General features: G+C 73.8%; 10 protein-coding genes. 8 read left to right on the top strand and 2 right to left on the bottom strand.

The window, feature by feature from the left end:
- The first annotated feature begins 123 nt into the window (after positions 1-123).
- The 8 genes from EV378_RS29765 to EV378_RS29800 are packed head-to-tail and all read left to right on the top strand — an operon-like array spanning position 124 to position 10,706.
- Positions 124-1,746 carry an FAD-dependent monooxygenase gene (locus EV378_RS29765; RefSeq protein ID WP_132430681.1) on the top strand — a complete coding sequence of 541 codons (1,623 nt, stop codon included), beginning with the start codon at positions 124-126 and terminating at the stop codon, positions 1,744-1,746.
- Positions 1,746-3,443 carry an AMP-binding protein gene (locus tag EV378_RS29770; RefSeq protein WP_132430682.1) on the top strand — a complete coding sequence of 566 codons (1,698 nt, stop codon included), beginning with the start codon at positions 1,746-1,748 and terminating at the stop codon, positions 3,441-3,443. Before EV378_RS29765 ends, EV378_RS29770 begins: the two co-directional genes overlap by 1 nt.
- Entirely contained in the window at positions 3,440-4,159 is a 720-nt protein-coding gene (locus EV378_RS29775; protein WP_132430683.1) for a TetR/AcrR family transcriptional regulator, read from the top strand. The genes EV378_RS29770 and EV378_RS29775 overlap by 4 nt, the downstream gene beginning before the upstream one ends.
- A complete protein-coding gene (locus EV378_RS29780; protein ID WP_132430684.1) occupies positions 4,156-4,782 on the top strand; it encodes a VOC family protein in 627 nt (208 codons plus the stop codon). Before EV378_RS29775 ends, EV378_RS29780 begins: the two co-directional genes overlap by 4 nt.
- Entirely contained in the window at positions 4,779-5,024 is a 246-nt protein-coding gene (locus EV378_RS29785) for a hypothetical protein (protein WP_132430685.1), read from the top strand. The genes EV378_RS29780 and EV378_RS29785 overlap by 4 nt, the downstream gene beginning before the upstream one ends.
- The gene (locus tag EV378_RS29790) at positions 5,021-6,322 is read left to right on the top strand and encodes an alpha/beta fold hydrolase (protein WP_132430686.1); all 1,302 of its coding nucleotides are present in this window, start codon (positions 5,021-5,023) and stop codon (positions 6,320-6,322) included. The genes EV378_RS29785 and EV378_RS29790 overlap by 4 nt, the downstream gene beginning before the upstream one ends.
- Positions 6,319-8,436, top strand: a complete 2,118-nt coding sequence (locus tag EV378_RS29795; RefSeq protein ID WP_132430687.1) for a hydantoinase/oxoprolinase family protein — start codon at positions 6,319-6,321, stop codon at positions 8,434-8,436. The genes EV378_RS29790 and EV378_RS29795 overlap by 4 nt, the downstream gene beginning before the upstream one ends.
- The gene (locus EV378_RS29800) at positions 8,433-10,706 is read left to right on the top strand and encodes a hydantoinase B/oxoprolinase family protein (RefSeq protein WP_132430688.1); all 2,274 of its coding nucleotides are present in this window, start codon (positions 8,433-8,435) and stop codon (positions 10,704-10,706) included. The genes EV378_RS29795 and EV378_RS29800 overlap by 4 nt, the downstream gene beginning before the upstream one ends.
- Positions 10,707-10,807: 101 nt before the next feature.
- On the opposite strand, the gene EV378_RS29805 is transcribed toward EV378_RS29800, so the two are convergent.
- Positions 10,808-12,217 carry an amidohydrolase family protein gene (locus EV378_RS29805; RefSeq protein WP_132430689.1) on the bottom strand — a complete coding sequence of 470 codons (1,410 nt, stop codon included), beginning with the start codon at positions 12,215-12,217 and terminating at the stop codon, positions 10,808-10,810.
- Entirely contained in the window at positions 12,214-13,356 is a 1,143-nt protein-coding gene (locus tag EV378_RS29810) for a CoA transferase (protein ID WP_132430690.1), read from the bottom strand. Before EV378_RS29810 ends, EV378_RS29805 begins: the two co-directional genes overlap by 4 nt.
- Between the last annotated feature and the right edge of the window lie 4 nt (positions 13,357-13,360).

A 13,360-nucleotide genomic window follows, 5' to 3' on the forward strand; every position in this document is an offset into this window, starting at 1 on the left:
CGCGGGAAGGGCCCGAGCCGGCCGGCGCCGTCCTCGGCGGAGCCGGATGCTCGGCCCTTACGCGCTTCGTCACTTGCGACGAATATCTTGACGATATCGACGAGAGTGACTAGACAGTGCTCCATGAGGTCGCGACGAGTGGGTGTGATCGGCGGTGGCGCCGGCGGGTTGTTCACCGCTCGGTTGCTGGCGCTGCGGCACCCCACCTGGCAGATCGAGGTCTTCGAGCGGCTCGAGTCGCGCGGGACGTTCGGTTTCGGGATCGGCCTCACCGGAGCGGCGCTGGCTGCCGTCGAGTCCGTCGACCCGGAGGCCCGGGAGGCCATCGCCGCCGTGGCGTTCCGCTTCGCGACGGCCGAGTTCCGGCTGCCCGGCGGCACCGTCGGGATACCCGGGTTCCACCGGGGCGTGGCGATCGCCCGGTCGCAGCTGCTGACGACGCTGGTGGACCTGGCAAGGCAGGTCGGCGTCCGGGTGCACGTCGGCCACGACGTCGACGTGGACGACGTGCGGCGGGACTTCGATCTCGTCGTGGCCGCCGACGGGGTGTCCAGCTCGACACGACAGCGCTACCAGGACGCATTCGAGCCCACGGTCGTCGAAGGCCGTGGCCGCTACATCTGGTGTGGCACGGAGGCGCCCCTCGACGGGACCGTGTTCACGCCCGTCCGGACGCCTGCCGGGTACTTCACCGCGCACGCCTACCCGTACGCGCCGGACCGCTCCACGATCGTCGTCGAGACCGACGCGGCGACGCTCGAGCGCGCCGGGCTCGACGGGTTCGAGGCCCGCGGTGCGGACCCCGCGGAGTCCGACGAGGAGTCACTGGACGTCCTCACCGAGGCGTTCGCACCGATGCTGCGCGGGCACAAGCTGCTCGGGAACCGATCTCGCTGGTTCCGGTTCCGGACGGTGCAGTGCCGGTCGTGGGTGCACGGGAACGCCGTCCTGCTCGGTGACGCGGCGGCCACGGCCGACCCGTCGCTGGGATCGGGAACCAAGCTCGCCGTCGAGTCCGCGATCGCGCTGGCGGACGCGCTGGACACCGATGCACCGCTCGACGAGGCCCTGAGCGCCTACGAGAGCGCGCGACGGCCGCCGGTCGAGCGGCTGCAGGGCTGGGCGCTGCGCAGCCAGCGGTGGTGGGACTCGTTCCCGCGCCGGATGAACCGTCTCGCCCCGGCCCAGGTGGCCGTCGCGTTCCTGACCAGGGCCGGCGCCGTCGCACTGGACGAGACCCTGGAGTCCAACGCCGACGTCGTGCGGGCCGCCGTCGCCGCGTGGGCCGGCGTCGGGATCGACGGCGTGCCCCACCGGCGGATCGCCGACTGGGTCGTCGGACGGCCGTTGCGGGTGGGCGACCGGCAGGCCCCGAGCCGCCTGATCGACCTGGCACGGCGCCGGCCGGAGGACGGTCTGCGGTTCGGCGGCCCGGTGACGGTGACCTCTGGCGATCCGTGGGGGCCCGAGTCGGACCGGCTGGTCGACGCCGCGCGGGAGATCGTCCGAGACGGTCCCGACCGGGTCGTGCTGCTCCGCGGCGCCGAGGACCGGCAGGCCGTCCTCGACCGCGTCCAGGTCGCCGAACGGATCCGGCTCGACCTCGACGTCCCGGTCGGGGTGACGGTCGGGGAGTCCGACGTGCAGGACGTCGCCGGGGCGCTCGTCGCCGGCCGGATCGACGTCGCGTGCCTCGGTGCGGTGCCGGCCACGACCACCCCTTCCGGAGAGCGAGGAGCTTGGTGATGCGAGTCGACCGGTGGCGGGACGACGTCGTCCCGTTCCCCACGGACGAGGCCGCCGCCTACCGCGCGGCCGGGTACTGGACGGGGCGCACGATCGGCGAGCAGTTCCATCGCGTCGCGTCCGCGCACCCGCACGACCTCGCCGTCGTCACGTCGGCGGCCTCGTACACCTACTCCGAGATCGACGAGCGCACCGACCGGATCGCGGCAGGCCTGGTCCAGCTCGGGTTCCTCCCCGGCGACGCGGTGCTGCTGCAGATCGAGAACTCGGTCGAGGCCGTGCTGGCCTGGTACGGCCTGATCAAGGCCGGGACCGTCCCCGTCGCGACGCTCGCCGCGCACCGCGGGCACGAGCTCCACGAGATCGGGACGATCACCGAGGCCACCGGGCACCTCGTCCAGGCCGACCACCCGAAGGCCGACCTCGTCGAGCTCGCGCGGCGGATGGCGGCGGCGAGTCCCGTGCCCCGCACGGTCCTCACGGTCGGCGGCGACGACGGAGCCGCGGACGGCGTCGCCGACGGGGTGGTGCGGATCGAGGACCTCGGCGCGGCGATCGACCCGGCCGACGCGCGCGCGGTCGTCGAGCGCGTCGCCGCGGAGATCGACGGCGAGGACGTCGCCGTCTTCCAGCTCTCCGGCGGGACCACGGCCACGCCGAAGGTGATCCCGCGCCTGCACGACGAGTACTGGTACAACGCGTCGGCCTACGCGCGCCGGCTCGGCTGGGACCGCTCGACCCGGGTCGCGCACGTCCTCCCGATGATCCACAACGCCGGGATCGTCTGCTGCCTGCACTCGGCGCACTCCGTCGGTGCGGCGGTCGTGCTGAGCAGCCCCGACCCGGACGTGCTGCTGCCGACGATGGCCGCGAGCGGCACGACCGACACGATGGCCTACCCGGCGCTGGCGCTGGAGTGGGGCGAGCACCCGACGTTCGAGGCCGCCGCCGCGTCGCTGCGACGCATCGTCCTGACCGGCACGAAGGTCACCGACCCGAGCTTCGCCCTGTTCGAGCGGCGCGGCATCCGCGTGCTCGGCCTGTACGGGGCGGGGGAGGGACTGGTCATGGTCACGCCGCCGGACGACCCGGCGGAGGTCCGCCAGCACGCCCTCGGTACGCCGCTGTCGGATCTCGACGACGTCCGGGTGCTCGTGCCGGGCACCGAGGAGACCGCACCGGACGACACCCCCGGCGAGCTGTGCTTCGGCGGCCCGTACACGCTGCGCGGCTACCTGCGCAGTCCCGAGCGCAACGCGGAGGCCTTCACCTCCGACGGGCTCTATCGCAGCGGCGACCTGGTCGCCGCACGCACCATCGCCGGCGTCCGCTGCCTCACGTTCGAGGGGCGCGCCAAGGACCAGGTCGTGCGCGGCGGGGAGAAGGTGAACGCGGCCGAGATCGAGGCCCTGGTGGTGCAGATGCCCGGCGTCGCCCGGGCGGCCCTCGTCCCGGTGCCCGACCCGCGCCTGGGCGAACGCGGCTGCCTGTTCCTCGAGATGCTGCCGGGCGTGCCCGCCCCGGAACTGACCGACGTCATCGCCCACCTCGACGCGCGCGAGGTCGCCAAGTTCAAGTGGCCGGAACGGCTCGAGATCCTCGACGCGATACCGCGGACCCGGGTGGGGAAGATCGACAAGCGGGCTCTCGTCGAGCGGGTCGGTGTCGGCTCCGGGACCCCGGCGGGCACCCGATGACGCGCGGGAAGGCCGCCGACCGCCAGGACGCGGGCGCGAGCACGGCCCGTCGCGAGCTGGTCGAGAGCGAGCTCTACGAGCAGGCGGCCCGACTGTTCGCGCAGAAGGGGTTCGCGGGCACCAGCTTCTCCGACATCGCCGCAGCGATGGGGGTCAGCCGCCAGGCGCTCTACTACTACGTCAAGAACAAGGACGACCTGATCGAGAAGCTCGTCCAGGAGATGATCGACATCACCCGCTCGCTCAGCGAACGGTTCGTCGCCGACGCGAGCGTGCCCCCCGCGGACCGGTTGCGCGCGCTGCTGCGCGGGCTCGCGCTCGAGGTCGCCGAACGTCCCCACCGGCACCGGCTGATCGCGCAGAGCGAGTCCGTCCTGACCGGTGAGCTGGCAGAAGTGCACACGGCCCAGCGCCGGCGGTTCACGCGCGACGTGATCGCCGTGATCGAGGAGGGCCAGCGCACCGGAGTGTTCCGCCCGGTCGACCCGCGCGCGGCGGCGCTCACGGTCCTCGGGATGTGCAACTGGATCGCCTGGTGGTTCCACGGCGACTCGGCGAGCGCCTACGAGACCGCGGAGCAGGTCGCCGACACCGCGCTGCGCGGACTGCTCGGCCCGCAGCAGCAGGGCACGCCCGGCGACCCGCACGCGGCGATCGCCACGATCAAGGACAACCTCCGGACGCTCGAGAGCGCCCTGGACAGGAGGCAGGAATGACCGAAGAGGACAGGCACCTCGTCCGTGGCGTGGACCACGCCGCGTTCCCGACGTTCGATCCCGCTGCGACGGTGCGCTTCTACCGCGACGTGCTCGGCTTCCCGGTCGTGCACTCGATCTGCGCTGCGGGCTGGGGCCCGGACGACCACCCGGACTTCATCCACTTCTTCTTCGACATCGGCAACGACGACCGGCTCGCGTTCTTCTACTACTTCGGCGTCGCCCCGATGCACGACGAGGCCCGCGGCGACGCCTACGCCGGATTCGGCCCGGACGTCCCCGAGTTCTTCGTGCGCTCTCGTCACCTCGCGTTGCACGTCGACAGCGAGGAGGACCTGCTCGAGTACCGGCGGCGGCTGGACGCGAGCGAGTGGCCGGTGGAGATGCAGATCCGGCACGAGACGATCGAGTCGATCTACACGCACGACCCGAACGGCTACATGTTCGAGATCACCCGCGCGATGCGGCCGGTCACCCCGCAGGAGGACCTGGACGCGAACCTGACGATCGAGGCGCTCCTGGACGTCGTCGACGAGGCCGAACCGAGCATGGGCAAGCTCCTCGCGCGCAAGGCCGAGCTGATCGTCGAGCGCGCCGCCGACTGGGAAGCGGCGCGACGATGACCGCGCTGTACGTCCTCGACGTCCCGGAGAACACCGGCATCGCCAAGCTGGCCTCGCGGGACACGACGGTCACGGTCGGCCGGATCGGCCCGTACTTCGCGATCACCTCGGACGCAACGATCGTGATCGACCGCGAGGCCAGCGGCTGCCGGCACGCCGTCTGGTACAGCGCCGTCGCCGGCGTCGGGGACGGGGAGATCGTGCAACACGACAAGATCGCGCTGCGGATCGAGCCCCGGTGAGCGCCCCCGCGGACAGCCGGCTCGGTGCCGGGCGGACGGTGCGGGCGGACCCGCGGCCGGACACCACGACGACGACCGTGCACGAGCTGACGACCGCCGACGGCGCCCGGGTCAGCGGCGTGCTCGCGACCGTGCCCGGCGCCCGCACGGTCGTCTGCCTGATGCACCCGCGCGCCGACCTCACCCACCATCCGCTCGTCCCGGTGCTGCTGCACCACGGCGCGGCGGTGTGGACCCAGGGCACCCGCTCGGTGAACAACGACCTCACGCTCGTACACGAGCAGGCCCTGCTCGACGTCGCCGCCGGGCTGACCCACCTGCGTGAGCGCGGGTACTCCTCGATCGTGACGCTCGGCCACTCCGGCGGCGGAACGCTCTACGCCTACTACGCCGAGCAGGCCGGGCTCGACCCCGCCGCCCGGGCGGCGACGGGCCCGGCCGGGCGGCCGACGGGTTTCGCGGACGCGGTGATGCCGCAGGCCGACGGAGCGATCTTCCTGGCGCCCCATCCCGGCCAGGGCCGCCTGCTGCTGGGCTGCATCGACCCCTCGGTCACCGACGAGTCCGACCCGCTGTCGGTCGATCCCGAGCTCGACGCGTTCGACGCCCGCAACGGCTTCGCCGACCCGCCCGCGAGCTCCGCGTTCGACGGGGAGTTCCTCGCCCGCTACCGGCGGGCGCAGGTCGACCGCGTCGCCCGGATCGACGCCATGGCCAGGGAGTACGTCACCGAGGCCGCCGCGGCCCGGGCCCGGTACGAGGCGGGCCACGACGCGGCCGACCGTCGCCGGTCGCTCGCGCCGCGGATCCTGACCGTGTTCCGCACCGACGCCGACCCCCGCACGGTCGACCTGTCCCTCGACCCGAACGACCGGCCCTACGGCTCGGTGTTCGGGCGACGGCCCGACCTCACCAACTCCGGTCTGGTCGGGTTCGGACGGCTCACCACGCCCGAGGCCTGGCTGTCCACCTGGTCCGGCCTGAGCTCGCGGGCCGACTTCGTCCGGTGCGCGCCCGCGGTCACCGTCCCGTCGCTGTTCGTCGAGCTCACCGGGGACCAGGCCGCGTTCCCCGACGACTCGCGGCGGATGAGCGCGGCTCTCGGCTCGGCCGACCGGACCGTGGTGCGCGTGCGCGGCACCCACTTCGGCGGACCGGTCGCTCCCGGCGAGCCGACCGGCAACGCACTCGCCGGGCAGCTGATCGGGGAGTGGCTCGGGGCCCGGCACCCACTCGCTCCTGCAGTCCCTCGAACCCGTGCCGGTGCGTGCACCAACGAGACAGGGAGGTCGTCATGAGGTACGTCATCGGGGTCGACGTCGGAGGCACGTTCACCGACGCCGTCGCGGCCGACGAGAACGGTCGGATCGCCGGGGCCAAGACGCCGTCCACACCGGACGACTACTCGCGGGGGGTGCTGGACGCGATCGCCGCGCTGGCCGCCCAGCTCGGCATCGGTGAGCGAGAGCTGCTCGGCTCGACCGCCTACGTCGCCCACGGCACGACCGCCAGCATCAACGCCCTGGTCACGGGCGACGTCGAGCCGGCGGGCTTCATCACCACCAAGGGCCACGGCGACTCGATCGCGATCATGAACGTGGAGGGTCGCTACCTCGGGCTGTCCGCGCACGAGGCCCAGGACATCCTGCACACCCGTAAACCGGCGCCGCTGGTGCCCAAGAGTCGCGTCGCCGAGGTCACCGAGCGCATCGACCAGGCAGGCGCCGTCGTCGTCGACCTGAACTCCGACGAGGTCCGTGCCGCGGTCGAGCGCCTCGTCGCGACCGGCGTGCGGGCGATCGCCGTGTCGCTGCTGTGGTCGTTCCAGAACCCGGTGCACGAGCACCGGGTCCGCGAGATCGTGAACGAGACGGCGCCGGAGGTGTTCGTCGCGCTGTCCAGCGACGTCTCCCCGCGCATCCGCGAGTTCGCCCGCAACGCGACCACGATCATGAGCACGCAGCTCGGCCCGCCGCTGCGCCGCTACCTGGAGCCCCTCGAACGCGAGCTCGCCGACCGTGGCCTCGCGGGACCGCTGCTGATCATGCAGAGCTCCGGCGGCACGATCGCCGCCGAGGAGGCGCCCGGCTCGGCGATCACGACCGTCGGCTCCGTGCTCAGCGGCGGCGTCGTCGGCGCGACGCGGCTGGCCCAGCAGCTCGGGCACCGCAACGTCATCACGGCGGACGTCGGTGGCACGACGTTCCTCGTCGGGATGATCGTGGGCGGGGAGCCGGTCCGTTCGTCGAGCACGATCATCAACCAGCACCCGGTCAACGTCCCCACGATCAAGGTCAGCGTGATCGGCTCGGGCGGCGGCGCGATCGCCTGGATCGACGACGGCGGCAACCTGCGGGTCGGCCCGCACAGCGCGGCCGCGGTGCCCGGCCCGGCCGCCTACGGCGCGGGCGGTACCCGGCCCACGGTCACCGACGCCGACGTCGTGCTCGGCATCATCGACCCGGACTACTTCCTGGGCGGACGGCGGACGCTGCGTGCCGACCTGGCCGCCGAGGCCCTGCTCGAGCACGTCGGCCGCCCGCTGGGGCTCACGGCGGAGCAGGCCGCCGCGGCCGTCTACGAGGTGCAGAACGCGCAGACCGCGGACCTGGCCCGCAAGGTCGTCGTCGAGTCCGGCCACGACCCGCGCGAGTTCGCGGTCTACGCGTTCGGCGGCGCCGGCCCGATCCACGCCTCGGCGTTCGCCACCGAGCTCGGGGCGGGCGAGCTGGTCGTGCCACTGGGAGCCGCGGCGTCCGGGTTCTCCGCCTACGGGCTCGCCGCCTCCGACGTCGTCGTGACCGCCGAGCTGTCCGACCCGGCACCGTTCCCGCTCGATCCGGCCGTCGTGCAGGCCAACTTCGACCGGCTCGAGCAGCAGGTGCGCGACGCGCTGGACCGGCAGGGCGTCGACTACGCCTCGGTCGAGCTGCGCCGGGTCTTCGACGCCCGCTACACCGCGCAGATGTTCGAGGTCAGCGCCGCCGCCCCGGACGGCGCCGTCGACGCCGAGACCGTCGCGCTCATGGCGAAGTCGTTCGAGCAGCGGTACGCCGAGCTGTACGGCGAGGGCTCCGGCTTCCCCGCCGCCGGGCTCCAGATGATCACCTATCGGGTCCGTGGCGTCGGGAGGCTCTCGTTCCGCCCGAGCCTGCCGGAGCACGCCCGGGCCGACGGCGGCGACGCCGACGCGGCGATCAAGCGCCGCCGTCCGGTGTTCCTGGAGGTCGGACGCGGCTTCGAGGACACGGCCATCTACGACTACGAGCTGCTGCGGGCCGGGCACGTCGTGCCCGGGCCCGCCGTGATCGAGGTACCGACGACGACCGTGACCATCCCGTCGGGCCGCGAGGCGCGCGTGGACGAGCTCGGCAACATCCGCGTGAACCTGGACCGAGGGAGCCACCGATGACCATGCCCGTCCCGGGATCCGAGCGCTTCAACGGCCGTCCCGTCCCGCCCGACCAGCTCCGGGAGCGGATCGCCCCGACGCTGGAGCTGCACGACGTCCCGGCCGAGGCCGTCACCGACATCGATCCGCTGACCTACGAGGTCATCCGCCACCGCATCTGGTCGATCACCGACGAGATGGGGGAGACACTCAAGAAGATGTCCGGCTCGCCCGGCGTCACCGAGGCCAACGACTTCGACTTCGCCATCTGCGACGAGCTCGGCCAGGAGGTGCAGGTCGGGCTCTACAACACCGGACTCGTCGCCTCCATGGACCTGGCGATCTACTGGATCCTGCAGAACCGCAGCGCGAACCCCGGCATCGAGGCCGGCGACATGTTCCTGACCAACGACCCCTGGGTCGGCGGGGGACTGCACCAGAACGACGCCGCGATCATCGCCCCGATCTTCGTCGACGGGGAGCTGTTCGCCTGGACGAGCGCGATCTGCCACCTCATCGACATCGGCGGCGCCAAGCCCGGCTCCGCCGACCTCGCCGCGACCGACGTGTTCACCGAGGCCGCCCCGACCCCGCCGGTCAAGCTCGTCCGTGGCGGCGAGGTCCAGGCGGACGTCCTGGACACGTTCCTGCGCAAGTCCCGGATGCCGCACCACGTCCAGCTCGACGTGCAGGCCAAGATCAGCGCGAACCAGGTCGGCCGGCGCAGGCTGCTCGCCCTCGTCGAGCGCTACGGCGCGGCGACCGTCAAGGCCGTGATGAAGCGGATGATGGACGACGCCGAGCGTCGTCTGCGGACCCGCCTGTCCACCGTCCCGGACGGCTCGTGGAGCAGCGTCGGGCACATGGAGCAGGCCGTCATCGGCGACCGCGGACTGCACAGGATCGCGCTGACCCTCACCAAGACCGGTGACCGGATGACGTTCGACTTCACCGGCACCGATCCGCAGGTCGGCATGATCAACTGTCCGTACTCGGGCATGCGGGCCGGCGTCATGTTCGCGCTGCTGCCGATCCTGGCCGGGGACATACCGTGGTCCGCGGGCGGGCTGATGCGCTGCTTCGACCTCGTCAGCGACGAGGGCACCATCAACAACGCGAGCTTCCCGGCCGCCGTCGGATGGGCGCCGATCTCCTCGGCCTGGGCCACGTCGAACCTGGTCGCCGAATGTCTCGGGCGCATGCTCGACACGGCCGTCGAGCTCCGGCCGCGCGTGCAGTCGGTGTGCACCGGCTCCTACGACATCGTCACCCTCGCCGGCGTCGACCAGCGCGGGGTGCCCGGCGTGACGATCCTGTTCGACACGATGGCCGGCGGTTACGGCGCGCAGCCGGTGCAGGACGGCGCCGACACCGCCGGGATCCTGCCGATCCCGATGGGGCGCGCCCCGGACGTCGAGATGCAGGAGTTCCTCGCCCCCTACCTCGTCCTCTGGCGACGCGAGGAGGTCGACTCCGGCGGCGCAGGGCAGTTCCGCGGCGGCCTGTCCATCTCGTCGTGCCTGGTCCCGCACGGCACGCCCGCGCCGATGGGGGCCGCGTTCTCCACCAACGGGAAGGCACGGGGCGAGGCGACCGGCCTCGCGGGCGGCATGCCCGGCGGCTCCGGATTCGACGCCGTGGTCCGCGGTGCCGACGTGGCCGACCTGCTCCGGTCGGGCACCATCCCGGCCGATCTCGACGAGCTCGGCGGCGCACTGGAGGTCGTGCAGAACCGCAGCGAGACGCTGATCGGGCTGGGGGACGCCGTGTTCGTGCACCCCTCCGGAGGAGGCGGCTACGGGGACCCGCTGCTGCGCGACCCCGAGCTCGTCGCCGTCGACGTCCGCGACGGCAAGGTGTCGGCCACCGCCGCGCACGCCGTCTACGGCGTGGTGCTGGGCACCGACGGGCAGGTCGACGGTACGGCGACCGGGAAGCGACGTGACGAGATCCGCTCGGAACGGATCGGTGGCCACCCCGTCGAACGGGGCTCCGCAGGCCGCGACTCCGGCACTCCGCTCGACGCGAACCTGAGCCTGCACTCCGCGGGCGACACCGCCACCGTCGGCTGCCGGCACTGCGCCACACAGCTCGGCCCGTGGGGACGGGACCTCGCGGAAGCGACCGTCGTCACGGACGAGCCGGTGCTCGACGCGGTGCCCGGCACGAGGGCCGACGCCGCGACCTACGTCGACGACGGTGTCGTATTCCGCAGCTACCGTTGTCCCGGGTGCGCCACCCAGCTACGGGCGGAGATCGTGCCGGACGCGCAGCCGACGTCCATGCGGTGACCCGGCACCGGGAGGAGCGAACCCCGGCGACCGGACCGGTGGCGCTACCTGCCCGCAGCGGCAGTTCCCGGCGACGCCGCGACCCCGACGGGGCGCCGCCGTCACGGGCTGTCCGCGCTCCGCGCCGCCCGCGGGCCCCGCGCGGTGCCGCGACGACGGTGAGGCCGTCGTCCGTGCACGCGCTCGCCGCCGACGACGGTGGTGGCGACGTGCTCGCAGCTCGGCGCCCGCAGTGCCTCGGCGAGCGGGACGGCCAGCAGCACGAGGTCGGCGGGTGCGCCGGTCACCACGCGCCGGGAGCGGCCGCCCGGGTCGTCCGGAGCGGTGAGGAACGCGTCCAGGGCCGCGGTCGCGGTGAGCGTCTCGCCGGGCCCGAGTGGTGCCCCGTCCGCGGTGAGCCGTGTCGTCGCGGCGCGGACGACCGCCCACGGGTCGACCGGTCCGTACGGAGCGTCCGAGGACAGCGCCAGCCCGACGCCGGCGTCGATCAGGCTGCGGCAGCGGTACAGGTCGGCGTGCTCGTCGGCGGGCACGTCGCGGCGGTAGTCGTCGCCGCGGTCGGTGAGGAACCCCGGCTGCGTGACGACGGTCAGCCCGCGGAGCTCGGAGAGCAGCTCGGACGGGACGAGCGCCGCGTGCTCCAGGCGGTCGCCGGGGTGCCGTCCGGCCGCGTCGAGCGCGACGAGGAGCAGCACGAGTGACTCGCGCGTGACCGTGTGCACGGCGACGCCGCGACCGGCCGCGTGAGCCGCGCGGATCCGGTCGGTCAGCACGTCGGGGTCGGGCAGATCGGAGTCGGCCAGCACGATCTTGTAGGGGCCGGCGTCCGCCCCGGGCGGTGGGAGCTCGCCGAGCGGCACACCGAGCAGCGTGAGCCGCTGCGGTAGGGCGGTGAGCGCCGTCGCGGCGAACCGGTCGAGATCCGGTGTCGCGTCGGTGACGGCGGTGATCCCGTAGCCGGCGAGGTCCGCGCCGACCCCGTCGAGGTTCGGCGGTGCCCGCTCCGGCATCCGGTCGCGCAGCCAGTCGTCGGCGCGGAACATCCGGCCGGTGAGTGCCCCGTCGGCGGCGCGTTCGGCGCCGGCGTGGTCCGCGGCGCCGACCGCCTCGAGCGCCGCCGAACTCAACGTCCACAGTGCTCCGCTGCGGTGTTGCACCCGCACCCGCAACCCCGGGGCCAGGACGTCCAGCGTCGACGCGTCGAGTGCGTCGTCGGAGCTGCCGACGACGCGGACCCACCCGTGCTCGTCCGGCTCCGCCGCGGCGAGTGCGCGGGCGAGGTCGTCGCGGGTGCGGCCGGCCGGGACCGAGCACCGCGCGGCCGCCAGTGCGTGCAGGTGGATGTGGTGGTCGGCCAGCCCGGGCAGCAGCGCCCCGCCGGCGGCGTCGAGGACGTCGTCGACGCCGGCGGGGAGCGGGCCGGGCGGCGTCACCGAGACGATCCGACCGTGCTGGACGAGCACGTCGGCGGGGCGGCCGTCGACCTCGGCGTCGCGAACCAGCAGCGTCACCGGAGCACACCCAGCTCGGCGAGCACAGCGGCCGTGTCGGCCCCGACCGCAGGCGCCGGGCCGGGCACCGGACGGGCCCGCGGCGAGGCGACCCGGAGACCGACCGCGTCGCCGCCCGGCGTCCCGTCCAGCGTCGTGGCGACCACCCGCGTCATCGACACGTCGTGCAGCACACCCGGTGCGGTGATCGCGAGCGCGGCAGCGGCCAGTCCGGTGAGCGGGTCGGCGATCGCGTCGCCGACGAACACCGGCAGCCCGTCCCCGTCCCGCGCGACCAGCCCGGCCGACGCGGCGACGTCGTCGCCGAATCCGACGCGCTCCGATCCGCGACCCGCCGCGGTGATCGAGATCCACGTCGCGCCGCGGGCGACCTCCGCCTCGGCGTCGAGGCCGAACCCGCGCAGCGCACGCGGGCGGGACGCCTCGATGACGACGTCCGCGGCGGCGACGAGCGCGCGCAGCGCCGCACGGCCGGTCGGGTCGGCGGGGTCGAGTACGACCGAGCGGTCGCGGGCGTGAAGCAGGGCGTGGAAGCCGGGCGTGCGCTCCCGCGAAGGGTCCGGGCGTCGTGGCGTCTCGACGGTCACCACGCGCGCGCCCCGGCAGGCCAGCAGCTGGGCGCACAGCGGCCCGGCCCACAGCGCCCCGAACGACACCACCACGGCGTCCTGCACGGACCGCGGCGGGCCCGTGACGGTGACGGGGGTCCCGGCGGGCGCCCCGGACGCGACGGAGTGGGCCGCCACACCGAGCAGAGCGGCCCGATCATCCAGTGTGGATGACGGGATCGTGGCGAGTGCGGATGTCAGTGCGGGCCACGGTGCGTCGTCGGGGATCGGGCCTTCGACCAGCGCACCGAGCAGTGCCGGGTCGTCCGGTCGCGTGCAGGACACCGCCGCCCAGCCGTCGGCGACGCGGAGGAGGCGGCAGCCCCCGCCGGCCGAGATGCGTCCACGACGGCTGTGGCCGGTGAACGCGGCCCGTTCGGCGAGCAGCGCGGCGCCGTCCACGTCGAACAGTGCACCGAGCTCCTGCGCGTAGGACGCGGCCCGGCCCGGCGGGACGAGCGGGGGGCCGGCCCGATGGCCGGTGAGCGCGACGGCGCCGGAAGCGGCCCAGTCGCCAGCCGGATCGCTCACGCCG

It is taken from the genome of Pseudonocardia endophytica (assembly GCF_004339565.1).
GTDB classification, from domain to species: Bacteria; Actinomycetota; Actinomycetes; order Mycobacteriales; family Pseudonocardiaceae; genus Pseudonocardia; species Pseudonocardia endophytica.

What these genes read in the sequence shown, in the direction of transcription:
- EV378_RS29765 (WP_132430681.1), top strand. Translation starts at nt 124, where the DNA reads ATGAGGTCGCGACGAGTGGGTGTGATCGGCGGTGGCGCCGGCGGGTTG.
- EV378_RS29770 (WP_132430682.1), top strand. Translation starts at nt 1,746, where the DNA reads ATGCGAGTCGACCGGTGGCGGGACGACGTCGTCCCGTTCCCCACGGAC.
- EV378_RS29775 (WP_132430683.1), top strand. Translation starts at nt 3,440, where the DNA reads ATGACGCGCGGGAAGGCCGCCGACCGCCAGGACGCGGGCGCGAGCACG.
- EV378_RS29780 (WP_132430684.1), top strand. Translation starts at nt 4,156, where the DNA reads ATGACCGAAGAGGACAGGCACCTCGTCCGTGGCGTGGACCACGCCGCG.
- EV378_RS29785 (WP_132430685.1), top strand. Translation starts at nt 4,779, where the DNA reads ATGACCGCGCTGTACGTCCTCGACGTCCCGGAGAACACCGGCATCGCC.
- EV378_RS29795 (WP_132430687.1), top strand. Translation starts at nt 6,319, where the DNA reads ATGAGGTACGTCATCGGGGTCGACGTCGGAGGCACGTTCACCGACGCC.
- EV378_RS29800 (WP_132430688.1), top strand. Translation starts at nt 8,433, where the DNA reads ATGACCATGCCCGTCCCGGGATCCGAGCGCTTCAACGGCCGTCCCGTC.